Raw genomic sequence first — 24,053 nt, 5'->3', positions numbered from 1 at the left:
CCTCCGGCGCCGCTCACGCCGCGGGCAGATCGAACGCTGGCGCGTTCCCCCGCTGCCCGCGCCCTGTGCAGGGTTCGATTCCCGTCGGCCCCGCGAATGACTCAAGCCCCCGCCGAGGCGAGGGCTTGAGTCATTCAAGTGGAGGGACCGACGGGAATCGAACCCCGGCCGGCCGCTCAGGGCAACGCGCCAGCGTTGCGCGGCCACGCCGCTGCGGCCGCTCGCGGCCGCAGTTCCGGGTTCTCAGAGATTCCCGGAGATCCCGAAGCACGAAACCCCCTGCCGTGAGGCAGAGGGTTTCCGCTGAGGGACCGACGGGAATCGAACCCGCGTTCTCAGCTTGGGAAGCTGATGTCTTACCATTAGACGACGATCCCAGGGCGATGGCGCCGCACCAACTATAGCAGGGTGAGGGGCCGCGAAATCGCACGGGCCGGCCTACTGGCAGACGGCGCCCTTCTGGAGCTCCGCGACCTGTTCGTCGGCGGTCCAGGGCAGCTCCGGGCCGGCGCCGGCCTCGGACGAGATCGAGGCGAGCTGGAAGGCGAGCGCCTTGATGAAGCCGGCCCCCGCGGTGGAGTTGTTCAGGGAGACGACCACCGAGTATCCCGACTCGGGATCGTGATACGCCGCGGTGAGCGTGCCGGTGATCGCGCCGCTGCGGCCGTAGAGGGGGCCCATCTTCTCCGTGCCGAAGGTCCACTGGCGGCCGCCCTCATCGGGCTCCTCGGTGGGGTTGCCCTCCTTGTCGCGCTTCGGGTTCTTGACCGGGAAGGCGTCGGTGGTGAGCGAGGCGTCGTCGCCTCCGAAGGCTCCGTCGAGGTAGTGCTCGTAGAAGTTCTTGAGGTCGGTGACCGTGGTCACAGTGGCTCCGGCGCCCGACAGCATCGACGCGGAGACCTCGGGAACCTCGACGGGACCGGCGTCGCACACCGCCTTGCCGCCGCTCAGCGGAAAATTGGTGGCGGTGAGGGTCGAGCCGGACACCGTGGTGCTCGTGAGCTCCGGGAAGTAGCTGGACGGCATCTCGGCCTTCGAGAAGACGTGCTCGTCGAGCAGCTCCGACACCTCGCGGCCCGTCTTGACCTTCAGCACGCGCGCCAGCAGCAGCACGTTGGTGTCGGACTGGTGCATGTTGAGGCCGGGCCAGGAGAGGGGGGAGTGGGCGAGGCCCTGGGCGATCAGCTCCTGCTCCGGCCAGTACCGCGTCGGGTTGTTGGCGAAGAGCGTTCCGTAGCCCTTCTTGAAGTCGGCGATGCCGGATCGCATGTCGCAGAGCTGCCGGTAGGTGACGCCCTCGATCCCGGACTGCCGGGTCAGGTCCTTGGAGATCTCGCGGTCCAGGTCGACCTGTCCCGCGTCGACCAGATCGAGCAGGAGCGCGCACATCACGGGCTGAGTGGCCTGCGCGCCGCGGATCCTGACCGAACCGTCGATGTCGCCGTCGCCGTAGCCGCGCACGTACGCCTGCTCGCCCGACCAGACGCCGACCACCGCTTGGGAGGAGCCGCTCAGCTCCATCGCGCTGGCGACGGCCTCGTCGATGCCGCCGGCGAGCGCCTCGTCGACGGTGTTGACGTCGCCCGCCGGTGCGGCGAGATCGCCGCCGGTGCAGGCGGTCAGTCCGAGCGCCGCCGTCGCGAGCAGAGCGGTTGCGACGACGCGCGTGCGGTGTGCAAGCCTCGGGATCAAACTCGACCGCCAATCTGATGCTTCGTGTGGGGGCACAGAACACCGCAGAGTCTACTGCGTGCCGCTGGGAAGAACGCCCCATGGCGGCGAAGTGAGGCTGACCTTACTAGACTGGAGCGGTGACGAGCTTTACTGAAGACGTGATCGCGGGCGTGACCGGACACATGAACGGCGACCACGCCGAAGACAATCTCCTGATCGCGCGCGCTTTCGGGCGCCCTGACGCGACGGCCAGCCGCATGATCGGCGTGACCGGCGAGGGAGGGGTCTGGCTGGTGGCCGACCCGTCCGGCGAGCACGAGCTGTCGGTCGCGTGGCCCGCCGGCCCGATCGCCGAGCGCCCCGAGATCCGCCGCGAGGTCGTCGCGCTCTACCACGCGGCCTGCGAGCGCCTGGGGATCGAGCCGCGCGAGGAGCACGCGTCGCAGGGCGGCTCCGAGGCCCAGCACGGCCACCACGCCCACCAGGGTCAGCACGCCCAGGGGCACCACGGTCATCACGGGCACCACGCCGCCGATGCGACGGAGGCTCCGGGCGAGAAGCCGTTCTCCGTCGTCGTGCGCGAGAGTTCGTGGTCGGATCACTCCGACAGCGAGGGCGCCTCCTTCATGGAGGAGATCATGCGCGGGCGCGGCACCCTGCAGGACTACATCGATCTCGTCGTGCAGCACTACTACATGTACGAGGCGCTCGAGGCCGCGGCGGCCCGATTCGCAACCGATCCCGATTTCGCGCCCTTCCACCGCGAGGCGCTGCTGCGCATGCCCGCGCTCGAGGCGGACCTCCTGCACCTCATCGGCGACGACTGGCGCGATCGCATCGAGGCCGTCCCGGCCACCGAGGCGTACGCCGCCCGCATCCGCGAGGTGACCGAGCAGGGGTGGATCGCGGGCGTCATCGCCCACCACTACACGCGCTACCTCGGCGACCTCTCGGGCGGGCAGATGATCGCGAAGCGCGTGGCGAAGCAGCACGAGCTGGATCGCGAGGGCGTCGCCTTCTACGACTTCTCGGAGCTGGGCTCGCTCACCGACTTCAAGAACGAGTACCGCGCCGCGCTCGACGCTCTGGGCGAGGGCCTCGACGACGCCGAGAAGGCGCGGATGCTCGACGAGGTGCGCGCGGCCTACGGCTTCAACACCGCGGTCTTCGTGGACCTGGGCCGCGCCAAGGCCGCCGCGGCCGCGTAGCCGCGGATTTCGGCGGCGCGGTCGCTCCCGCAGACCGTCGAGGGCGCGACGAGGATCCTCCGCGACGGGACTGGAGCGGTGGGATGCCGGTGGGAGCGCGCCGATGAGCGCGGGACCCGCGGGCCCCTTGCAGGCTCGGAGGGTGCGCCAGGCGGGCGCGCTCAGCAGGCGGGCACGCTCAGGAGGGACCCGTCTCGCCCCGCACCCGCTCGTTCATGAAGCGCACCACGTTGGGGTCGACGATCACGTCGCGGGGCTGCAGCGGCCGCTGCAGGTAGAGGCCGTCGAGCGAGCGCACGCGGCTCAGCGCGACGTAGGTCTGCCCGGCGCTGAACGCGCGCGGCCCGAGATCCACCACCGCCGCGTCATAGGTGTGCCCCTGCGACTTGTGCACGGTCACGGCCCAGGCGAGGCGCAGCGGGAACTGCTCGAACTCCGCCACGACCTCCTTCTCGAGCTTCTTCGTCTCGGCGTCGTACCGGTAGCGGTAGCGCTCCCACACGGTGGGCTCCACCTCGAACTCCTCGCGGTCGACCTCCACCCAGACGGTGCCCTCGATGCGCGACACCGTGCCGATGGTGCCGTTGACCCAGCGTCCGTCGGAGTCGTTGCGCAGGAACATCACCTGCGCGCCGGGCTTCAGCTCGAGCACCTCGTCGGCCGGGTAGGTGTTCTCGCGGAACTCGCCGTTGATCTCGGCGACCGCGCGCAGCGACGATCCGCCGATCTCGGCGAGTCGCTGCGCGTTGATGCGGTTGACGGTCGCGTTGGTGGTGGCCAGCGTGATCACGTCGGCCGGCGCGGGGCGCGCGCCGGCCGCGTTGAGCTCCTCCGCCTGATCCTCCTGCACCACCCCGTGCCGCACGGCGCCGAGGATCTGCTTGAAGCGGTCGTCGCGCTGGCGGTGCACCTCGCTCAGCTCGATCACCGAGAGCGGGGTGGTCGTCCACACCTTCGCGTCGAAGAACCACAGGGAGCGGTAGGTGTCGGCGAAGTACGCGCGCTCGTGCGGATCGCGCGGCGGCACCGGGGGCAGCTGGAACGGATCGCCGAACATGATGATCTGCGCGCCGCCGAAGGGGTCGTGCTTCTTCCCGCGGGCCTGCCGCAGCGACCGGTCGATCGCGTCCATGAGGTCGGCGGAGACCATCGAGATCTCGTCGATCACGAGCGTGTCGATCGAGGCGAGCATCTTCTTGAGCTCGGCCGGCTGATCGAGGTCGTGATCCGCGATGATGCCGGTCGGCAGGCGCAGCAGGGAGTGGATCGTCTGCCCGCCGACGTTCAGTGCGGCGACGCCCGTGGGCGCGCAGACCGCGATGATCTTGCTCGTGTTCCAGGCGAGATGGTTCAGGATCGTCGACTTGCCGGTTCCCGCGCGGCCGGTGACGAAGATGTGCTCGCGCGTGTGCTCGATGCGCTCGTAGACGGCGAGCTGCTCGGGGGAGAGCGGGGGATTCGGCACCCACCAATCGTAGCCTGCGGCCCGTCCGCCCGCGGCGGGGACGGCTCGGGCCGGGACGGCGTCGGGCCGGGGTGGGGGTCAGGCGGGGATTCTGACGGGGAGCAGCAGGAGCAGGCCGAGCAGCAGCACGAGCGAGACGCCGATGATGCCGAAGATCGTGGTGCCGCCGATCGCCACGGCCGCGGTGAACGCAGCCGGCGCGAGGAAGGAGACCGCGCGGCCGGTGGTGGCGTAGAGGCCGAAGATCTCGCCCTCGCGCCCGGGCGGGATGAGCCGCGAGAGGAAGGATCGGGAGGCAGACTGCACGGGGCCGACGAACACGGCGAGCGTGAGGCCGAAGACCCAGAACACCCATCCGCCGAGCGGATTCAGGATGAACAGGAGCACGCCGCAGATGACCATGAGCACGATCGAGGCGAGCATCACGGTCTTCGCGCCGATGCGATCCTCGAGCACGCCGCCCGCGATGGTCGCGATGCCGGCCACGACGTTGGCGACGATGGCGAACACGATGACGGTGGTGTTGTCGAAGCCGAAGCTGCGCGCCGCGATCACGCCCGCGAAGGTGAAGACGCCGGCGAGGCCGTCGCGGAACACCGCGCTCGCGATCAGGAAGTGGAGGGTGTGCCGGGCGGTGCGCCACAGGTCCGCGATGCTGCGGAAGAGCTCCCGGTATCCGGTGAGGAGCCCGCGTCCGGTGCTCGGCGCCCGCGGGTCGGCGGGGATCTCGGGCACGGCGAAGAAGACGGGGATGGCGAAGACGCCGAACCACAGCGCCGAGATCACCATCGCGACCCGGATGTTCCAGGCGCCCTCGGAGCTGACGCCGAACCAGCCCACCTCGGGGAAGATGAAGCCGACGAGCAGGATCGCGAGCAGCACGATGCCGCCGAGATAGCCCATGCCCCACCCGAAGCCCGACACCTTGCCGACGTTGCCGTTGTCGGAGACCTGGGAGAGCATCGCGTTGTAGCTGACGCTCGCGAATTCGAAGGCGACGTTGCCGACGGCGAGCAGGACGAGGCCGAGCAGCAGGTACTGCTCGGCCGGGGCGACGAGCACCATCAGCGCCGTCGAGGCCACCACGACGGCGGTGTTGATGCCGAGCCAGGTCTTGCGTCGGCCCGCCGCGTCGGTGAGGCGCCCGAGCACCGGCGCGACGAGCGCCACCACGATGCCGGCGATGAGCAGCGCCATGCCGAGCTTCGTCGACACCTCCGCCTCCTCGCCGAACGGCGCGCTGGTGAGATAGACGGTGAAGACGAAGGTGGTCACGACCGCCTGGAAGGAGGCCGAGCCCCAGTCCCAGAGCGACCAGGCGACGATGGTTCGCTTCTTCACGGGCTCGGGGCCCGGGGCCGTCGCGGCATTCGCTGCCGTGTGCTCGCTCATGTCGCCAGCGTACTGCCAACGCGGGCGCTTCGCCGCTCTTTCCTCGCCGTCAGCCGACGGCCGCGAGCGCGAACGGGAGCACCTCGTCGGCGCCGGCGGAGCGGAGCAGCCGAGAGGCGACCGCGAAGGTCCAGCGGCTGTCGACGAGGTCGTCGACGAGCAGGATCGGCCCCGTGGTCTGCTCCACCGCGGCCGCGAGCTCCGAGGAGACGCCGAAGCGGCGCCACACCGACGCCAGGCGGAACGCGCTGTTGCCGCCGGGACCGGCGACCGGCACCGAGGGATCGACGTCGAGCGCGCCGAGCAGCGGCAGGCGGCCGAGGCGGGCGATCCCGTCGGCCGTGCTCGCGACGAGGCGCGGGCGGGTGAGCGACGGCATCGCGACGACCCCGACGGGGCGCTGCGCCCACGGCCAGTCGCGCAGCGTCGCGACGACACCCTGCATGAGTCTCTCGTCGATCTCGCGGTCCGCGGCGCCGGCGGCGAAGAGCTCGCGCAGCGGCCCGCCCCAGCCCAGGTCGGTGAGGCGGGCCACGGCGCGGCCCTCGAGCGGTCGCTCGGCGACGGCGATGCGGCCCTTCACGGAGAGGCCCCGGCGATCCGCCCCGGCGGGCCACTGCGCCCGCGGCTCGATCGGAGCGCCCGTGCGCTGCAGACGCGCGGTCGCCCGCTCGGCCGCCGCTGCGGGCACGTCGTCCGGGAACCAGGGGCCGGCGCACACGTCGCACCTGCCGCAGGGTGCGGCGGTCGTGTCGTCCAGCTGCAGTTGCAGCGTCTCCATGCGGCACCGCTCGCCGCGCTCGTAGTCGAGCATCGCGCGCTGCTCGGCGTCGCGCGCCGCCGCGATCCGCCCGTACCGCTCCGCGTCGTAGTGCCGCGGCAGCGCCGTCGAGATCCACCCGCCCGTCACCCGGCGCACGGCGCCGTCGACGTCGAGCACCTTCAGCAGCAGCTCGAGCGGAGTGCGTTTGATATCGACGCGGGCCTCGATGGCGGGGGTCGAGAGCGGATCCCCGCCCGCGGCCTCGAGAGCCTCGATGACGGCCGCGGCGCGCTCGGGATCGGGCATGGACGCCGTCGCGAAGTAGCGCCAGATCGCCTCGTCCTCCGGACCCGGCAGGAGCAGCACATCGGCGTGCGCGGTGCCGCGGCCGGCACGGCCGACCTGCTGGTAGTAGGCCACCGGGGAGGACGGCGCGCCGAGGTGCAGGACGAAGCCGAGGTCGGGCTTGTCGAAGCCCATGCCGAGCGCGCTGGTCGCGACGAGGGCCTTCACCTCGTCGGCCTTGAGCGCCGCCTCGAGCCGTTCCCGCTCCTCCGGATCGGTGCGCCCGGTGTACGAGGCCACCGCATGGCCGGCCTCGCGCAGCAGCTGCGCCGCGTCCTCCGCGGCCGAGACCGTGAGCGCGTAGACGATGCCGCTGCCCGGCAGATCGCCGAGGTGTGCCGCGAGCCAGGCCAGGCGGTCCCGCGCGGAGGGGAGCCGCAGGCAGCCGAGCCGCAGGGACTCGCGGGCGAGGCTGCCCCGCAGCGTGAGCACGTCTTCGCCGAGCTGATCGACGACGTCGCCCACGACTCGCGCGTTGGCGGTCGCCGTGGTGGCGAGCACGGGGATGCTGCGGTCGAGCCCCGCGAGGAGCGCGGCGATGCGCCGGTAGTCGGGGCGGAAGTCGTGGCCCCAGTCGGAGATGCAGTGCGCCTCGTCGATGACGAGCAGGCCCATGCGCGCGAGCAGCTGCGGCAGCCGCGTCTCGCGGAACCGCGGGTTGTTGAGGCGCTCGGGGGAGACGAGCAGCACATCGACGTCGTCGGCGTCGAGCCGCCGCTCGATCTCCTCCCACTCGTCGGCGGTCGCGGAGTTGATGGCCGCCGCGCGCACCCCCGCGCGCTCGGCCGCCGACACCTGATCGCGCATGAGGGCGAGCAGCGGCGAGACGAGGAGGGTCGGCCCGGAGCCGCGCGCCCGCAGCAGGGCGGTGGCGACGAAGTAGACCGCGGACTTGCCCCACCCGGTGCGCTGCACCACGAGCGCCCGCCGGTGCTCGTCGACGAGCGCGGTGATGGCCTCGAACTGCCCGGGGTGGAAGCCCGCGTCGTCCCGGCCGGTGAGCCGGCGCAGCACGTCGAGGGCCTCGGCTCGGGTGGGGTGCTCGCTCGTCTGCATGGCTCCGATGATGCCAGGTCCCTCCGACATCCGTACCGCCGGCACGGGTGGCCCGGCTCCGTTCCGCGGCGAGCGGGCGCAGCGCGGCCGCACTCCCTGAAAGTTGAGTGAATTCGACTCAAGTTTGTTCGCGTGGACTTGACTCATCCCGCCCGCCGAGTAAACTTGAGTGCAACGGGCTCAAGGCTGCGGCGGATCCTCCGGTGCGCTTCTGAGCGAATAGACCACGGGGCGCGCGACGCCCCGATCCCGAACCGCAGAATGGAGAACACATGTCACGTGCAGTAGGCATCGACCTCGGCACCACGAACTCGGTTGTCGCCGTCCTCGAGGGCGGCGAGCCCACCGTCATCGCGAACGCCGAGGGGTTCCGCACGACCCCCTCGATCGTCGCATTCACCAAGGACGGCGAGGTGCTCGTCGGCGAGACCGCCAAGCGCCAGGCCGTCACCAACGTCGATCGCACGATCGCCTCGGTCAAGCGCCACATGGGCACCGACTGGAAGAGCGATGAGATCGACGGCAAGCGCTACACCGCGCAGGAGATCAGCGCGCGCACGCTCATGAAGCTGAAGCGCGACGCCGAGACCTACCTGGGCGACAAGGTGACCGACGCGGTCATCACCGTGCCCGCGTACTTCAACGACGCCGAGCGCCAGGCCACCAAGGAGGCCGGCGAGATCGCGGGCCTCAACGTGCTCCGCATCATCAACGAGCCCACCGCGGCCGCGCTCGCCTACGGTCTCGACAAGGGCAAGGAGGACGAGCTCATCCTCGTCTTCGACCTCGGCGGTGGCACCTTCGACGTCTCGCTGCTCGAGGTGGGCAAGGACGACGACTTCTCGACGATCCAGGTGCGCTCGACCGCGGGCGACAACCGCCTCGGCGGCGATGACTGGGATCAGCGCATCGTCGACTGGCTCATCACGCAGTTCAAGTCGTCGACCGGCGTCGACGTCGCGAAGGACAAGATCGCCCTGCAGCGCCTCAAGGAGGCCGCTGAGCAGGCCAAGAAGGAGCTCTCGAACTCGATGAGCACCCAGATCCAGCTGCCGTACCTCTCGCTCACCGAGAACGGCCCGGCCAACCTCGACGAGACGCTCACCCGCGCCAAGTTCGAGGAGCTGACCAAGGATCTGCTCGAGCGCACGCGCAAGCCGTTCGAGGACGTGATCAAGGAGGCCGGCGTCAAGGTCTCGGACATCGCGCACGTGGTGCTGGTCGGCGGTTCGACCCGCATGCCCGCCGTCACCGAGCTCGTCAAGAAGCTCACCGGCGGCAAGGAGCCCAACAAGGGCGTCAACCCCGATGAGGTCGTGGCCGTCGGCGCCGCCCTGCAGGCCGGCGTGCTGAAGGGCGAGCGCAAGGACGTGCTGCTCATCGACGTCACCCCGCTCTCGCTCGGCATCGAGACCAAGGGCGGCATCATGACGAAGCTCATCGAGCGCAACACCGCGATCCCGACCAAGCGCAGCGAGACCTTCACGACCGCCGAGGACAACCAGCCGTCGGTGGCCATCCAGGTCTTCCAGGGCGAGCGCGAGTTCACCCGCGACAACAAGAACCTGGGCACCTTCGAGCTGACCGGCATCGCCCCGGCCCCCCGCGGCGTGCCGCAGATCGAGGTCACCTTCGACATCGACGCCAACGGCATCGTGCAGGTCTCGGCGAAGGACAAGGGCACCGGCAAGGAGCAGACCATCACGATCTCCGGCGGCTCGACGCTCTCGAAGGAGGACATCGAGCGCATGGTGCGCGAGGCCGAGGAGCACGCCGCCGAGGACAAGAAGCGCCGCGAGTCGGCCGAGCAGCGCAACAACGCCGAGCAGCTCGCCTACTCGGTGGAGAAGCTCATCAGCGAGAACGAGGACAAGCTGCCCGAGGACGTGAAGACCGAGGTGCAGGGCGACCTGGACGAGCTGAAGCAGGCGCTCGCCGGCGAGGACGACGACGCCGTGAAGACCGCGTCCGACAAGCTCGGCCAGAGCCAGACCAAGCTCGGCGAGGCGATCTACGCCGCGGCGCAGGCCGAGGCCCCCGCGGCCGACGCCGACGAGCAGTCGGGCGACGACGACGTGGTGGACGCCGAGGTCGTCGAGGACGATGAGGAGCAGAAGTAACGATGGTCGACAAGGAACAGCGCACGCCGGGCGAGGATCCCGATCGCGACGACGTTCCTGCAGCGGGGTCGGAGGCAGCAGATGCCTCCGGCCCCGTGCCGCAGGAGGGGGAATCGGCGGAGATCACGGTCGACGACATCCTGAACGCCGAGCAGAGCGCCGAAGCCGCCGAGCAGAGCGGGAACGGATCTGAGCCGGCGGCTGACGCCGATGCCGAGAACCCGTATCTCGAGGATCTGCGCCGACTCACGGCGGAGTACGCGAACTACCGCAAGCGCACCGAGGCGAACGCCGAGCGCGAGAAGCAGCGCGCCGTCGCTGCGGCTGTGACCCCGCTGCTCACGGTGCTCGACGACCTCGATCGCGCCGAGCAGCACGGCGACCTCGCCGAGGGATCCGCGTTCGCGACGATCGCGCAGAAGATCCGAGGCACCATGGAGCGCTTCGGTCTCGAGAGCTTCGGCGAGAAGGGCGAGCCCTTCGACCCGCAGCTGCACGAGGCGATCGCGCAGGTCCCGGTGCCCGGCACCGAGGAGCACACGGTCCTGGACGTGATCGAGCGGGGGTACCGCATCGGCGATGTCGAGCTGCGCCCCGCCAAGGTAGCGGTGGCGGTGGGGGCCGATGGCTAGTCAGGATTGGCTCGAGAAGGATTTCTACCAGATCCTCGGCGTCTCGAAGGACGCGAGCGACGCCGAGCTGAAGAAGACCTACCGCAAGCTCGCCCGCAAGTACCACCCGGACTCCAACCCGGGTGACGCGGCCGCCGAGGCGAAGTTCAAGGAGATCAGCGAGGCCTACTCGGTGCTCTCCGACGCCGAGCAGCGCGCCGAGTACGACCAGATCCGCGCCATGGGGGCGGGCGGTGCCCGCTTCACAGCCGGCGGCGGAGGAGCCCAGGGCTTCGAGGACGTCTTCGGGGGCATGTTCGGCGGCGGTCGCGGCGGAACCCACTTCAGCTACCAGCAGGGCGGCGGCCAGGGCTTCGAGGACATCTTCGGGGGCATGTTCGGCGGCGGCGCTCCGCGCGGGCCTCAGCCGGGCCGCGATATCCAGGCGTCGACGACGCTGGACTTCGAGACCGCCGTGCGCGGCGACACCGTGACGCTGCAGGCGCCCAACGGCCCGGTGAAGGTGAAGATCCCCGCGGGAGTCGCCGACGGTCAGAAGATCAAGGTGCGCGGCAAGGGCGAACCGAGCCCGAGCGGCGGCCCGGCCGGCGACATCATCCTCACGATCAGCGTGCGCAAGCACCCGGTATTCGAGCGCGACGGCCAGAACCTGCGCCTCAAGCTGCCGGTGACGTTCTCCGAGGCGGCGCTGGGGGCCACGGTCGAGGTGCCGACCCTCGGCGGCTCGCCCGTGAAGCTGAAGGTGCAGCCCGGCACGCCGAGCGGCCGGGTGCTGCGCGTCAAGGGCCGCGGGGTGAAGAGCTCGAAGGGCACCGGGGATCTGCTGGCCGAGGTGCAGGTCGTGGTGCCGTCGCATCTCTCCGATCAGGCCCGCGAGGCGCTCGAGGCGTTCCGCGAGGTCGAACCGCAGGAGAATCCGCGCGAGGATCTGCTCTCGCGGGCGCGCGGCTAGGGGTGTTCGGCGGGATCCGCTCGCCCAGCGAGCGGATCCCCTTCCTCCGATCGAGCGAGCGCCGTGCTGAGCGGGTCGCGAAGCGGCGAGCCGGAGTATCGAATCCCACCCCCCAGCGGGAAACCAGACGAAAGGACATCTCATGGCGACTCCCCAGATGGATCGCTACACGCCCGTCTTCGCGATCGCGGCGGCGGCGGAGCTGGCCGAGATGCATCCGCAGACGCTGCGGCAGTACGACCGCATCGGGCTCGTGTCGCCGCAGCGCACCCGCGGCAACACCCGCCGCTACTCCCTGCACGACGTCGCGCGGCTGCGCGAGGTCGCCCGGCTCTCCGCGGAGGGGCTCAGCCTCGAGGGGATCCGTCGAGTGCTGCAGCTCGAGGATCGTGTGCGCGATCTCGAGGGCCGTGTGCGCGATCTCGAGCACGCGCTCGCCGAGGAGCGGCTGCAGCGCCCCGAGCGGCGCGTCTTCGCGGCGGGCTCCACGGGCGGCGAGGTGATCACGCTGCGCCGCGGCACGCGCGTGCGCCGCAACGCCGAGGTCGTCGTCTGGAAGCCGTAGCGCGGCGCGGAGCGGGGCGGATCCCGACCCCGCGCCGCTAACGTGGTGGGGTGAGCGATTCCGAGAGCCCCGAACTGCACGCCCTGTTCGCGGAGCTGTCGCGGGAGCCCGACTTCGACGCGCCCGAACTGCAGGCGCACGACGCCGCCGACGAGCTGATCCTCACGACGGCCGCCGACGACGTGCGCTCCGCCGGGCACGGCGAGCTCGTGGTGATCGGCGACCGGCACGGCGCGCTCACGCTCGGGGCGGCCGCGGTGCTCGGGTCGAGTGGGATCCGCACGCACCAGGATCCGCTGCTCGGCGAGCGGGCGCTGGCTCGCAATGCCGAGCGCCTCCATCTGACGGGCGCCTACGCTTCGCACCCGCTCGACGCCTCGCTGCTCGACGGCGCCCGGGTGGTGCTGCTGCAGCTGCCGCGCGGGCTCGATGCACTCGACGAGATCGCCTGGTCGATCGCGCGCTGGGCCTCGCCCGAGGTGCGGGTCATCGCGGGCGGCCGGGTGAAGCACATGACCCCCGCCATGAACGACGTGCTCGGCCGCTCCTTCGCCGAGGTCTCGGCGGGGCTCGGGTGGCGCAAGTCGCGTGCGCTCTCCGCTCGCGGCCCGCGGGATCCGGGGCCGGCGCCGTTCCCCCGCTGGGGCGCCGACCCGGCGCTCCCGTTCCGCGTCGCCGCCTTCGGGGCGACGTTCGGGGGAGCGACTCTCGACCACGGCAGCCGGCTGCTGCTCGCGGGGCTCGGGGACGCGGCGCCCGAGGCGCGGCGGATCGTGGACCTCGGCTGCGGCAACGGCGTGCTCGCCGTCTCGGCGGCGCTCGAGCGCCCGGAGGCGGCGGTGGTCGCCACCGATCAGTCGGCCGCGGCCGCGGCGGCGACGCGGCTCACGGCGCAGGCCGCGGGGGTGGACGACCGGATCGAGATCCACCGCGCGGACGCGCTGGAGGCGGTGCCCGACGGCTGGGCCGAGCTGATCCTGCTCAACCCGCCGTTCCACGCCGGAGCGGCGGTGCACGCTGGGGTGGCGCACCGTCTCATCCGATCCTGCCGCAGGGCGCTCGCGCCCGGCGGCGAGCTGCGGCTCGTGTTCAACTCGCATCTGCGCTACCGCCCGCTGGTCGAGCGAGAGATCGGGCCGAGTCGTCAGGTCGCCCGCGACCGCACCTTCACGGTGCTGTCGGCGCTGCGGCCCTGACGGGCGCGCTCGCCTCTCGAAGACGAGCCCACTGTTCGAAACCGTAGGAAGCATCCCCGCCGGAGGCATCACTTTCGACGATCGGGCTCGGTTTCGACGGGAAGCGGGCGGCGGGAGACGGGAAGCGGGCGGCGGGAGGGGACGGGCTCAGCTCTCGCGGCGCTGCTGAGCGTCGTGCTCGGCGCGCGCCCTGATGAGATCCCGCGCCGAGAGCTGGTGCAGGCGCTGACCGTAGTCGTCCGCGGTGATGCCGCTGAGGAAGCTGCCCGGGTCGACGCCGAGGGCGGTCGCGATGCGCACGAGGGTTTCGGCGGTCGGGCTCGACGCCCCGCGCTCGATCTTGCCGATGCTCGTCCAGCTGATCTCGGACAGCTCGCCGAGATCCTCGAGGGAGATCCCGAGCCGCTGCCGGACCGCGCGTACGCGCTGGCCGATCTGGAGCGCGGCTGCGGAGTGGATCTTGGGCACCGGACTAGCGTGCTCGCCTCGGACTCGAAGTACCAGGCATCACAGGCACTGGCTGAAAAGAGCCAGTCCCTTCGGGGTGACTACGGCTGCGCGCGCCGCTCCCGCGAGCCCGTCTCCGGGTCCGCGGTGGGAACGGTGGAGTGCTCGGCGCCGCCGGCGCCCTCGGTGCCCTCGGCCCGGTCCGCGCTCCCGGAATCCTCGGAGCCGGCGGCGGGCGCGGCGCCCTCGGCGGCGGCGATCGCGTCGTCCTCGGCGATGTCGTCGGCGGTGCGGTCGCGATTGCGCCAGTCGTAGATGCTCTCGGAGGCGGCCTCGCGCGGCTTCGTGAGCAGCAGCAGCGAGAGCGAGACGCCGATGAGCGCGGCGAAGACCGCGGCGACGATCGCCGACAGCATGAGGGAGAACCGCAGCGAGAGCCCGAGCAGATAGATGAGCGCGAACGGCACCGCGAAGAAGAGCAGGCGCAGCACGGTGTAGGTGATCCAGGCGGAGCGGGGGTTCTTCACGCGCCAGAGTCTACCCGCGGCACCTGAGGCGAAGCCGGGCCGCCCGGTCGCTGCGGGGCGAGCGCCCGGTCGGCCCCGGCCGCGATCCGGGGCCCGCGGAGCGGCGCGGAATGCGGCCGGAATGCGTCGGGAAGGCAGCGGGAATGCAGCCGGATGGCAGCCAGCAGGCGGCCAGACAGGGCCGGTACGATGGGGGTATGGTGCGAGTCGTGATAATCGGGATCGTCGTCGCCGTGGCGTTCACACTGTACGCCCTCGTCGACGCGGCGATGACCGATGCATCGCGGGCTCGCGGGGTGAGCAAGCCCGTGTGGGTGGTGATCGTCGTGCTGCTGCCGGTGATCGGCGGCGTGCTCTGGTTCCTGATCGGCAAGGGGGCGAAGACGGCCGCCGCGCCGCGCCGCGCTCCCGACGACGATCCGCGCTTCACGGGGACGCGTCTCTCGAACGACGACCTCGACGCCCACATGCGCGATCTCGAGGAGCGGCTGCGCGAACTCGACAACGAGACGTTCCCCGGCGAGGACCGCGGGGATCCGGCTCCCGAGCGCAGGCCGGAGGCGACGCCCGAGCAGCCCGCGGAACCGCACGGACCCGAGACGCAGGATCCGCCCCGGGGCGGGGGCGATGATGCGGAGCCGTCCGGCGACGGCGACCAGTCCGCGAACGGCAGCGACGCGCGTCCCGACGGCGACGCGGCGCAGAAGTGAGCGGAACGCCGCACCCCGCGCCGGCGTCGATGTTCGCGGTCGAGCTGCTGGCCGAACTCGTGCGCCGCGGGGTGGAGGACGTGGTGCTCTGCCCCGGGTCGCGCTCGCAGGCGCTCGCGCTCGCCGCCGCGGCGGCGGAGCGGGCCGGAGCGATCCGGTTGCACGTGCGGCTCGACGAGCGTTCGGCCGGTTTCTTCGCACTCGGGGTTGCACGTGAAACGGGCGTTCCCGCACCCGTCGTCGTGACGAGCGGCACGGCCGTGGCCAACCTGATGCCGGCTGTGCTCGAGGCGCACGAGGGGCGCGTGCCGCTGCTGCTGCTCACCGCCGATCGGCCCTCGGAACTGCGGGGGATCCGCAGCAACCAGACGACCGGGCAGGCCGGGATCTTCGGCGGGATCACCCGCCTCTCGCGCGACGTTCCCGCACCCGAGTTCGGATCGGACGGCGACCTCCTCCGGGACCGCGAGCGGGAACCGGGATCGCTCGCCCTCGAGGCGCTCTCAGCCGCCACCGGTTTCCTCGGCTCGGGCGCCCCGGGTCCGGTGCACCTCAACCTCGCCTTCCGGGAACCGCTCTCGGGCACGGGCGGCTTCGACGAGATGATCGCGCGCGGCTTCGCGGCGGCCGCGACCGAGGCGGCGGGCCTGCGCGACTCGGAGGAGCCCGCTCCCGCCGACCCGCGCGTTCAGGGCGGGGCGCAGGGGGTCCGGACGCATCGCGGCTTCGCGGACGAGGAGATCCACACGCACCGCGGCGACGCGCTCGCCGTCGTGGTGGCGGGCGAGGGCGCCGGTCCGGAGGCCGAGGCCTTCGCGCACGCCGCGGGCCTGCCGCTGCTCGCGGAAGCGGTCAGCGGTTCGCGGTACGGGCGAGAGGCCATCGCCGCGTACGCGACGCTCATCGACGATCCGGCCGTCGGCGGGCTCGCCGAGCAGGCCATCGTGTTCGGCCACCCCACCCTGACCCGGCAGATCCCGGCGCTGCTGAGGCGCGAGGACGTCGACGTGATCGTGGTCGACCCCTACGGCGATGCGGAGCACTTCGACCCGGGGCGCAATGCCCGCGTGGTGCGCGCGGCTCGGGTGGCGGAGGAGCACGACCCTCGCGCGCTGCGCCGCTGGCTGGGGGTCTGGGTGCTCGCCGACCGCGAGCTGCTGCGGGAGCGCAGCACCGTGCACGAGCCGGATCTCGGCGCCGCGCTCGCGACCGGCTACAAGGAGCGCAGCGCCTACGCGCGGGCCGAGGTGGCCGTGATGCGCGAGGCGGTCTCGCGGGAACTGCTGGCCGAGAGCGTCTGGCGCGCCACCTGGCCGCACGACCGGCTGGTGCTCGCGGCCTCGCGGCTGGTGCGCGTGCTCGACGGGCTCGCGCCGGCGCGCAAGCTGGAGGTGCACGCGAATCGCGGCCTCGCGGGCATCGACGGCACCGTGGCGACCGCGCTCGGGGTGGCGATGGCGAGCCAGGCGAGCGACGAGCCGGCGCGTGCGGCGGGCACGACGCGCGTGCTCCTGGGAGATCTGGCCCTGCTGCACGACGCGGGATCCCTGCTGCTGCCGGAGGGCGAGGCCCGTCCGCGCATCCAGCTCTTCGTCGGCAACGACGGCGGCGGCAGCATCTTCGACGGGCTCGAGGTGGCCGCCTCGGCCGACCCCGACGCCTACGACCGGGTGATGTACACGCCGCAGGGGGCGCGGCTCGAAGCACTCGCCGACGCCTACGGCTGGGCGTATCGCCGGGTCGCAACGCGCGGCGAGCTCGAGCGGCTGCTCACCGAGCCGGTCGCGGGCCCGACCCTCGTCGAGGTGCCCCTGGCCCGCTGAGCGGCAGGATCGCGAGGCCGACGCCCGGCTGGCCGTACAGTGGGAGTCATCCGAGCGGAGGAGACGGCATGGCGCGAGAGTTCTGGACCGAGGACGTGACGGAGCTGCTGCGCGTCGGGCCGGGCTTCCGGCTGCGCGACGTGGATCCCGCGGCGACGCCCGGCACCGACGGTGGGAAGCGGGACGGCGTGGCGGAGCTGGCGCGGTCGGCGCAGCAGCTGCGCGGCCTGCAGGAGAAGCTCTTCGCCCAGAGCCGGCTCGGTGCGAAGGATCGGCTGCTCGTGGTGCTGCAGGCGATGGACGCCGCGGGGAAGGGCGGGATCGTCAACCACGTGTTCTCCCTGCTCGAGCCCTACGGTCTCGCGCTGACGGCTTTCAAGCCGCCCACGGAGGAGGAGCGCGAGCACGACTTCCTGTGGCGCGTCGAGCCCCGCGTGCCCGGCCCGGGCGTCATCGGCCTGTTCGACCGTTCGCACTACGAGGACGTGCTGATCCAGCGCGTGCGCGGTCTCGCGCCGCCCGAGGAGATCGAGCGCCGCTACGGGGCGATCGTCGATTTCGAGCGGCGGATCTCGGACGACGGGGTGCGCGTGGTGAAGATCATGCTGCACATCTCGCCCGAGGAGCAGGCGGAGCGCCTGCTCGCGCGACTCGACGATCCCGAGAAGCACTGGAAGTACAACACCGGCGACGTCGAGGAGCGCCGGCACTGGGCGGCCTACATGGAGGCCTTCCGCGTCGCCATCGATCGCACGGCCGCGCCCCATGCGCCCTGGTTCGTGGTGCCCGCGAACGCGAAGTGGTACGCGCGAGCGGCCGTGCAGCGGATCGTCATCTCCGAACTGCAGCGCATGGACCCGCAGTGGCCGGAGTCCGACTTCGACGTCGCCGCCGAGCGGAGCCGCGTCGAGCGCACGCTCGGGCTGCGCTGGCCGGAGTGACGCGATCCGCCGAGCGCGCGTCCCCTCTTCCGGGGGAGCCGCCGCGGGCGGTGGCGCCGGAGACGCGGGCGTGCGACACTCGGCGCATGGAGAAGCAGCGGCGAGAGGCCCGGCGCGAGGCGCCGGATTACACACGGCTCCCCGAGCCCGTCCGGCTGGAGGACACCGTGGAGTCCAAGGCCGTGAGCGCCCCGTTCGTGCCGGGCGAGGACCAGTTGCAGGAGATCCAGCTGAAGCAGGGGGCCTGACCCCGCCTACGGGGCGAAGGCCTCGGTGATGGGCCGCAGCTTGGAGACGGTCTCGCCGAGTTCGTGCCCGGGATCCGACCCGGCCACGATCCCGCCTCCGGCGCTCGCCACCACGGGGCGCTCCCGGGTCTCGGGATCCGGAGCACCGATCTGCGCGCAGCGCAGCGCGATGACCCACTCCCCGTCGCCGGCGGCGTCGATCCACCCCACGGCGCCCGAATAGCGTCCGCGGTCGAACGGCTCGAGTTCGTCGATCGCGGCCACGGCGGCGGAGGTGGGGGTTCCCGCGACCGCGGCGGTGGGGTGCAGCGCGCCCACGAGCTCCAGCGCCGAACTGCGATCGCCGAGGCTCGCGCCCAGGTCGGTGGCCAGGTGCCACACGTTCGGCAGCCGGAGCGTGAACGGCTCCTCGCTGGTGCGCAGCTCGCGCACGTACGGGGAGAGCGCCGTCACGACGCTCTGCACGGCGAAGGCGTGCTCGTGCTGCTCCTTGGCGCTCGTGAGCAGTTCGTCCCTGGCCCGCGCATCGCGCCTGGTGTCCTCGGGGTGGCGTCCGCGCGTGCCGGCCAGCACCCGCGCGGAGACCGCGCCCCCCGTGGAGCGGATGAGCGTCTCGGGGCTCGCGCCCACGAGCCCGTCGACCGCGAAGGTCCAGCAGTCGAGGTAGCGCTCGGCGAGCCGGCGCAGGGGCACCCGGAGATCGGCGCCGGCCGGGATCGTGCCCCGGATCTGGCGCGCGAGCACGATCTTCTCCGCCTCGCCCAGCGAGATGCGCCGCCCGGCCTCGCGCACGCCCCTCAGGTACGCCTCGACGGCATCGGCCGACGCGTGCGGAGCCGGAGCTGACGCCTCCCCGCCGGAGCGGGCGGCGGGCGTCTCGCCGAAGGCGGTGCCGGGCCAGGACGCCTCGGGCCGGGCCTCGGGAAGAGCGGGCGGGCTCGCCGGGGCGTCGTCGACGGGGGCGATCTCGGTGATCCACCAGCTGGTGCGGTGCCGCGCGACGAGCACGCGGGGCACGACGAGCACGCTCTCGGACGCGCTGCGGTCGGCGAAGGCGAAGGTGCCGAGCGCGACGAGGCCGGTGCCGGGCAGCCGCACCGGGTCGTCGATCTCCGCCGCCGCGGCGATCCGGCGCCACTGCTCGGCGGCGTCGCGGAAACGAGTGGGGCCGCTGAAGGTCAGCCGGAGCGTCTCGCCGACGCCGACGCAGCCGCGGTCGTCGCGGAGCCACAGCAGCGGGTGCTCGGGGTCGGCGAGCGACACGAGGTCGGGCGCTCCCGAGAGCGCTCTCGTGGTCGCCCGCAGCCGGGGCACTCCGCGATCAGTGGTCACTCGCACCAATCTACCGCCCCCGATCGACCGGGCACTGAACGCGTCGGGGGAGACCCGCGCGACGGCGGGGATCCCGCGCCGAGACGTCTGCGGTCGCGCGGATCTCGACAGCTGCGGCGGAACCGCGCCTCCGGCCGCATCCCACCAGCTCCCGGACAGTGCGACGGACTAGCATAGAGGGGTGACCCGAGCCGATACCGCGACCAAGCACGCCGCCGACGTCTCCGCGATGTTCGACGAGGTGTCCCCTCGATACGACCTCATCAACGACGTGCTCACCGTGGGCAACGACCGCCTCTGGCGCATCGCGACGACGCGGGCCGTCGCCCCCCGCAAGGGCATGCGGATCCTCGACCTCGCCGCCGGAACCGGCACCTCGTCGGCGGCGCTCGCGGCGCACGGCGCCCACGTCGTCGCGGCCGACTTCTCAAGGGGCATGCTCGAGGAGGCGCGCAGGCGCCACGCGGGGGACGATCTCATCGAGTTCGTGCAGGCGGACGCGACCGAGCTGCCCTTCGACGACGACAGCTTCGACGCCGCCACGATCTCCTACGGGCTGCGCAACGTGAACGACCCCCGCAAGGCGCTCGCCGAGATGCGCCGGGTGGTGAAGCCCGGCGGCCGAGTGGTGATCGCCGAGTTCTCCACGCCGCCCTCCGCGCTGGTGCGTGCGCCCTACGCGTTCTACGGGCGGCACGTGCTGCCCCGCATCGCGGGACTCATCACCCGCGAGGCGGCGGAGGCCTACCGCTACCTCAACGAGTCGATCGAGGCCTGGCCGGATCAGGAGGAGCTCGCGGCCTGGCTGCGCGAGGCGGGTTTCGAACGCGTGGCGTATCGCAACCTCACCTTCGGCATCGTCGCGCTGCACCGCGGCTTCGTGCGCCACGAACCGAAGCGGGCCGAGGAGCCCGCTGCCGGGAAGCCCGGGGCGGAGAAGCCCGCGGTCGGGAAGCCCGCGGCGGAGAAGCCCGCCGCGCGGAAACCCGCCTCGGGATCGACGACGAAGAAGCCTGCGGCGAAGGCGTCCGCGGCGGGAGCGGCGGACGGGAAACCGGCCGCGGAGAAGCCCACTGCGGAGAAGCGCCCCACGGGCGGGAAGAAGCCCGCTGCCGCGAAGCCCGCTGCGGCCAAGGCGCCGGCCCCGAAGAAGCCCGCCGCCGCGAAGCCCGCTGCCGCGAAGCCTGCGGCGCGGAAACCGGCGGCGCCGAAGCCGAAGCCCGCCGCTCCGTCGAACCCCAGCGCGTCCGAGCGCCCCGAACCGAAGCCCGGAGAGACCCAGTGAGCCGACCCGAAGCGTACGACACGGCGACGCAGGCGCTGCCCATGCGCCTCTTCCGCGGCGCCCAGGATCGCCGCCACGCGAAGGTGCTGCAGGATCAGCTCGAGCTCATCGAGGCCGGCCTGCAGGAGCATCTCCGCTTCGCGTCTCCGATCGCCGACGCCCCGGCGCGGTACCTGATGGACGCGGGCGGCAAGCGGATCAGGCCGATGCTGACCCTGCTGACGAGCGAGCTCGGCGACGGCCCCGACGAGCTGGTGCGCCGCGCCGCGCAGGCGGTCGAGCTGACGCACCTCGCCTCGCTGTACCACGACGACGTGATGGACGACGCGAAGCTGCGCCGCGGTGTGCCCGCGGCGCAGACCGTGTGGTCGAACTCGGTCGCGATCCTCGCGGGCGATCTGCTCTTCGCGCGGGCGTCGTCCCTCGTGTCGGGCATGGGCGAGGAGGCGATCCTGCTGCAGGCGCGCACGTTCGAGCGCCTCTGCCTGGGGCAGCTGCACGAGACCGTCGGCCCGCAGGACGGCGACGAGCCGATCGCGCACTACATCCAGGTGCTCGCGGACAAGACCGGCGCGCTCATCGCGACGGCGGCCCGCATGGGCGTGATGTTCGGCCACGGCCCGGCGGAGTACGCCGATCCCGTGATGGAGTACGGCGAGCGCATCGGCGTGGCGTTCCAGCTGATCGACGACGTGATCGATCTCTCGCCGAAGAAGGAGCAGACGGGCAAGCGCGCGGGCACGGACCTGCGTGCGGGCGTGGCCACGCTCCCGTACCTGCTGCTGCAGCAGCGGGCCGCCGAGCACGCCGCCGACGCCGAACTGCTGGCCCGCATCGACGCGGGCGCCGCGGCGATCGCCGACGGCGCCGATCCCGCACTGCTCGATCCCGAGGTGGAGGCGCTGCGCGCGCACGAGGTGACGCGGGAGACGGAGGCCACGGCGAAGCGCTGGGCCGAGGAGGCGAAACAGGCGCTCGGCGTGCTGCCCAAGTCGTCGGTGCGACGCGCGCTCGAGCGCATGGCCGATTCCATCGTGAACAGAGAAGGTTAGCGCCGTCATCCCGCGCGAGCTCCGCGAGTCGCGGGATCCATCGGCTCCGCGTCATGGACGCACGACTTCGCGCAGCATGACGGGGCGCGACCGCAAGAACGTACTGAGGGAGAGAACAGAGCGATGAGCAGGATGCGACTGGCGATCGTCGGAGCGGGACCCGCGGGGATCTACGCGGCGGATCTGCTGCTGAAGGCCGAGCGCGACTTCGAGGTGGAGATCGATCTCTTCGAGCAGCTGCCCGCGCCCTACGGTCTGGTGCGGTACGGGGTCTCGCCGGACCATCCGCGCATCAAGGGCATCATCACGGCGCTGCGCGAGGTGCTCGACAGCGGCGCCATCCGCTACTTCGGCAATGTGCGCTACGGGCAGGACATCACCCTCGCCGACCTCAAGCGGCACTACCACGCCGTGATCTTCGCGACCGGCGCGATCCGCGACGCCTCGCTGAGCATCCCGGGCATCGACGCCGACGGATCCTACGGCGCGGCCGACTTCGTGAGCTGGTTCGACGGGCATCCCGATGTGCCCCGCACCTGGCCGCTCGAGGCGCGCGAGGTGGGTGTGATCGGCAACGGCAACGTGGCGCTCGACATCTCCCGCATGCTCATCAAGCACGCCGACGACCTGCTGCCCACCGAGATCCCCGAGAACGTCTACGCGGGGCTCGCGGCCAATCCGATCGAGGAGCTGCACCTCTTCGGCCGTCGCGGCCCGAAGTACGTGAAGTTCACCCCGCTCGAACTGCGCGAGCTGGGAGAGGTGCGCGATGTCGACATGGTGATCGACGAGCGCGACTTCGAGGTCGAGGACGCGTACGCCGACGAGGTGCTCGCCAAGAACAAGCAGGTCGTCGTCATGACCCGCATCATGGACAAGTGGCGCTCGGAGCAGGTCGAGCGGGACGCCGGGCGGGTCGAGGCGGCGTCGCGCCGCCTGCACATGCACTTCTGGTCGAAGCCGGTCGAGGTGGTCGTGGAGGACGGCCGCGTGGCCGGGCTCAGGATCGAGCGCACGGCGCCCGACGGGCGCGGCGGCGTCGTCGACACCGGCGAGTTCGAGGTGATCCCGATGCAGTCGCTCTACCGGGCCGTCGGCTACTTCGGCTCCCCGCTCGACGAGATCCCGTTCGACGACGCGAAGGGCGTGATCCCGAACGTGCAGGGTCGGGTGCACGACCTCGAGGGAGCCCAGATCCCGGGGGTGTACGCGACCGGGTGGATCAAGCGCGGTCCGGTCGGCCTCATCGGCCACACGAAGTCGGACGCGATGGAGACCCTCGAGTGCCTGCTCGAGGACCGGGAGGGCTGGTGGCGACCGGAGGCGCCGGGGATCGAGGCCATCCCCGAGCTGCTGCACGCGCGCGAGGTGCCGTACACCACGATCGAGGGCTGGCACCGGCTCGACGAGCACGAGCTGTCGCTCGGCGAGGACGCCGGCCGCACGCGCATCAAGGTCGTGCCGCGCGACGAGATGACGCGGATCTCGCGCGGGGAGTAGGCGGGGACGCCCTACCTGCTGGAGGAGGAGGCGGGCCGGCCTCCACTCCCCGTCACCCTGCGCGGAGTGAGCGCACCGGAGACGGAGGCAGGCGGGGCCGGGGTGCGCCTCCCGTCATCCTGCGCGGAGTGAGCGCAGCGAACGCAGTCGCAGGATCCACACTGAGGAGGCTTCGACGGTGCGCAGGATGAAGGACGCCCCGAAACACTTGGACGACACCCGTTCCTTGCACTAGGATCCAACATGGACGCCGTTCAAGTTCGCAGGGGAGTGGGCGCGGCGGTCCAGTCCTGGAGGGCTGTCTTCCATGCTGCACCGTTACCTCGAGCGCGCACGTCGCGGCTCGCAGACCCGCCGCACCGCTTCGGGCGCACTCGCACTGCTGCTCGCCCTCGGCGCGCTGCTCGGGATCGCGGCGCCCGCGCACGCGGCCCCGCCCGCCGCGCCTACATTCTCGATCACCATGCCGGCGAGCGGCCACACCGCGGACTTCGCCGCGAATCTGGAGCCGGGCAGCACGATCGTCTCGGTGGCCGGGCCGAGCAGCGTGGTGACGACGATCGTGCCGCCCACCACGGTCACGTTCTCATCGGGCGCGCTCGCCTCCTACCCCTCCTACAGCTTCCCGGCTCAGCTCTCCTACCTCGTCGAGCGCGGCGGGGAGACCGCGACCGGAGTGATGGACCTCACCGTGGTGCAGAAGCCGTGGGTGCTCCCGAGCGGCTCGAACCAGGCCATCGCCGCGCAAGGGGAGACCGTGCAGCTGGGGGTCGCCGCCCGGGGCTGGGGCTTCGACGCCTCGGGCGCCGCGAGCGGCGGG

General features: G+C 71.9%; 21 protein-coding genes and 1 tRNA gene. 14 read left to right on the top strand and 8 right to left on the bottom strand.

Annotation, left to right across the window (positions count from 1 at the left end; genetic code table 11):
* Positions 1–306 precede the first annotated feature (306 nt).
* Positions 307–377, bottom strand: a tRNA-Gly gene (locus ACWKZU_RS14540).
* 61 nt (positions 378–438) lie between these two features.
* Complete coding sequence (locus tag ACWKZU_RS14535; protein ID WP_449283049.1) at positions 439–1,692, bottom strand: serine hydrolase domain-containing protein; 1,254 nt, start codon at positions 1,690–1,692, stop codon at positions 439–441.
* Between the two features lie 119 nt (positions 1,693–1,811).
* On the opposite strand from ACWKZU_RS14535, the gene ACWKZU_RS14530 reads away from it, so the two are divergent.
* Positions 1,812–2,882, top strand: a complete 1,071-nt coding sequence (locus ACWKZU_RS14530; protein WP_449283048.1) for a biliverdin-producing heme oxygenase — start codon at positions 1,812–1,814, stop codon at positions 2,880–2,882.
* A gap of 178 nt (positions 2,883–3,060) precedes the next feature.
* Here the strand turns inward: ACWKZU_RS14530 and ACWKZU_RS14525 are convergent, their stop codons facing one another.
* The 3 genes from ACWKZU_RS14525 to ACWKZU_RS14515 form a co-directional block, all read right to left on the bottom strand.
* Positions 3,061–4,347 (bottom strand): ATP-dependent DNA helicase, encoded by a 1,287-nt coding sequence (locus ACWKZU_RS14525; protein WP_449283047.1) that lies wholly within the window; start codon positions 4,345–4,347, stop codon positions 3,061–3,063.
* A gap of 78 nt (positions 4,348–4,425) precedes the next feature.
* Positions 4,426–5,739 (bottom strand): MFS transporter, encoded by a 1,314-nt coding sequence (locus tag ACWKZU_RS14520; RefSeq protein ID WP_449283046.1) that lies wholly within the window; start codon positions 5,737–5,739, stop codon positions 4,426–4,428.
* 49 nt (positions 5,740–5,788) lie between these two features.
* Entirely contained in the window at positions 5,789–7,903 is a 2,115-nt protein-coding gene (locus ACWKZU_RS14515) for a RecQ family ATP-dependent DNA helicase (protein WP_449283045.1), read from the bottom strand.
* A gap of 272 nt (positions 7,904–8,175) precedes the next feature.
* Here ACWKZU_RS14515 and dnaK point away from each other — a divergent pair, with 272 nt between their 5' ends.
* From dnaK to ACWKZU_RS14490, 5 genes are all read left to right on the top strand, one after another.
* Positions 8,176–10,023 (top strand): molecular chaperone DnaK, encoded by a 1,848-nt coding sequence (dnaK, locus tag ACWKZU_RS14510; protein ID WP_449283044.1) that lies wholly within the window; start codon positions 8,176–8,178, stop codon positions 10,021–10,023.
* A 2-nt stretch (positions 10,024–10,025) separates the two neighbouring features.
* On the top strand, positions 10,026–10,655 hold the full coding sequence (locus tag ACWKZU_RS14505) for a nucleotide exchange factor GrpE (protein ID WP_449283043.1): 630 nt from the start codon (positions 10,026–10,028) through the stop codon (positions 10,653–10,655).
* Complete coding sequence (locus ACWKZU_RS14500) at positions 10,648–11,607, top strand: DnaJ C-terminal domain-containing protein (RefSeq protein WP_449283042.1); 960 nt, start codon at positions 10,648–10,650, stop codon at positions 11,605–11,607. The genes ACWKZU_RS14505 and ACWKZU_RS14500 overlap by 8 nt, the downstream gene beginning before the upstream one ends.
* A 142-nt stretch (positions 11,608–11,749) precedes the next feature.
* Complete coding sequence (locus ACWKZU_RS14495; protein WP_449283041.1) at positions 11,750–12,172, top strand: heat shock protein transcriptional repressor HspR; 423 nt, start codon at positions 11,750–11,752, stop codon at positions 12,170–12,172.
* Between the two features lie 50 nt (positions 12,173–12,222).
* Positions 12,223–13,368 carry a class I SAM-dependent methyltransferase gene (locus ACWKZU_RS14490; protein ID WP_449283040.1) on the top strand — a complete coding sequence of 382 codons (1,146 nt, stop codon included), beginning with the start codon at positions 12,223–12,225 and terminating at the stop codon, positions 13,366–13,368.
* Positions 13,369–13,515: 147 nt separating this feature from the next.
* On the opposite strand, the gene ACWKZU_RS14485 is transcribed toward ACWKZU_RS14490, so the two are convergent.
* Both ACWKZU_RS14485 and ACWKZU_RS14480 read right to left on the bottom strand, forming a co-directional pair.
* Complete coding sequence (locus ACWKZU_RS14485; protein ID WP_449283039.1) at positions 13,516–13,836, bottom strand: helix-turn-helix domain-containing protein; 321 nt, start codon at positions 13,834–13,836, stop codon at positions 13,516–13,518.
* A gap of 80 nt (positions 13,837–13,916) precedes the next feature.
* Positions 13,917–14,342 carry a DUF4229 domain-containing protein gene (locus tag ACWKZU_RS14480; protein ID WP_449283038.1) on the bottom strand — a complete coding sequence of 142 codons (426 nt, stop codon included), beginning with the start codon at positions 14,340–14,342 and terminating at the stop codon, positions 13,917–13,919.
* A 197-nt stretch (positions 14,343–14,539) separates the two neighbouring features.
* Here ACWKZU_RS14480 and ACWKZU_RS14475 point away from each other — a divergent pair, with 197 nt between their 5' ends.
* From ACWKZU_RS14475 to ACWKZU_RS14460, 4 genes are all read left to right on the top strand, one after another.
* Positions 14,540–15,052: a PLDc N-terminal domain-containing protein gene (locus tag ACWKZU_RS14475; protein ID WP_449283037.1), complete on the top strand. Its 513-nt coding sequence runs from the start codon at positions 14,540–14,542 to the stop codon at positions 15,050–15,052.
* Positions 15,053–15,081: 29 nt separating this feature from the next.
* Positions 15,082–16,875, top strand: a complete 1,794-nt coding sequence (gene menD, locus ACWKZU_RS14470; RefSeq protein ID WP_449283060.1) for a 2-succinyl-5-enolpyruvyl-6-hydroxy-3-cyclohexene-1-carboxylic-acid synthase — start codon at positions 15,082–15,084, stop codon at positions 16,873–16,875.
* A gap of 68 nt (positions 16,876–16,943) precedes the next feature.
* On the top strand, positions 16,944–17,816 hold the full coding sequence (locus tag ACWKZU_RS14465) for a PPK2 family polyphosphate kinase (RefSeq protein ID WP_449283036.1): 873 nt from the start codon (positions 16,944–16,946) through the stop codon (positions 17,814–17,816).
* Between the two features lie 86 nt (positions 17,817–17,902).
* Positions 17,903–18,064: a hypothetical protein gene (locus tag ACWKZU_RS14460; protein WP_449283035.1), complete on the top strand. Its 162-nt coding sequence runs from the start codon at positions 17,903–17,905 to the stop codon at positions 18,062–18,064.
* 6 nt (positions 18,065–18,070) lie between these two features.
* Here the strand turns inward: ACWKZU_RS14460 and ACWKZU_RS14455 are convergent, their stop codons facing one another.
* Entirely contained in the window at positions 18,071–19,396 is a 1,326-nt protein-coding gene (locus ACWKZU_RS14455; RefSeq protein ID WP_449283034.1) for an isochorismate synthase, read from the bottom strand.
* 181 nt (positions 19,397–19,577) lie between these two features.
* Here ACWKZU_RS14455 and ubiE point away from each other — a divergent pair, with 181 nt between their 5' ends.
* The 4 genes from ubiE to ACWKZU_RS14435 form a co-directional block, all read left to right on the top strand.
* Positions 19,578–20,681, top strand: a complete 1,104-nt coding sequence (gene ubiE / locus ACWKZU_RS14450; protein WP_449283033.1) for a bifunctional demethylmenaquinone methyltransferase/2-methoxy-6-polyprenyl-1,4-benzoquinol methylase UbiE — start codon at positions 19,578–19,580, stop codon at positions 20,679–20,681.
* A gap of 41 nt (positions 20,682–20,722) precedes the next feature.
* Complete coding sequence (locus ACWKZU_RS14445; RefSeq protein ID WP_449283059.1) at positions 20,723–21,733, top strand: polyprenyl synthetase family protein; 1,011 nt, start codon at positions 20,723–20,725, stop codon at positions 21,731–21,733.
* A gap of 123 nt (positions 21,734–21,856) precedes the next feature.
* The gene (locus ACWKZU_RS14440; RefSeq protein ID WP_449283032.1) at positions 21,857–23,233 is read left to right on the top strand and encodes an FAD-dependent oxidoreductase; all 1,377 of its coding nucleotides are present in this window, start codon (positions 21,857–21,859) and stop codon (positions 23,231–23,233) included.
* Between the two features lie 307 nt (positions 23,234–23,540).
* Positions 23,541–24,053: hypothetical protein (locus ACWKZU_RS14435; RefSeq protein ID WP_449283031.1), on the top strand; the 513-nt coding region annotated here is incomplete at its 3' end.

The sequence above is a fragment of the Leucobacter sp. genome (assembly GCF_053528595.1).
Note: the sequence above shows the minus strand (reverse complement) of the source record. Positions and strands in the feature narration are given on the sequence as shown.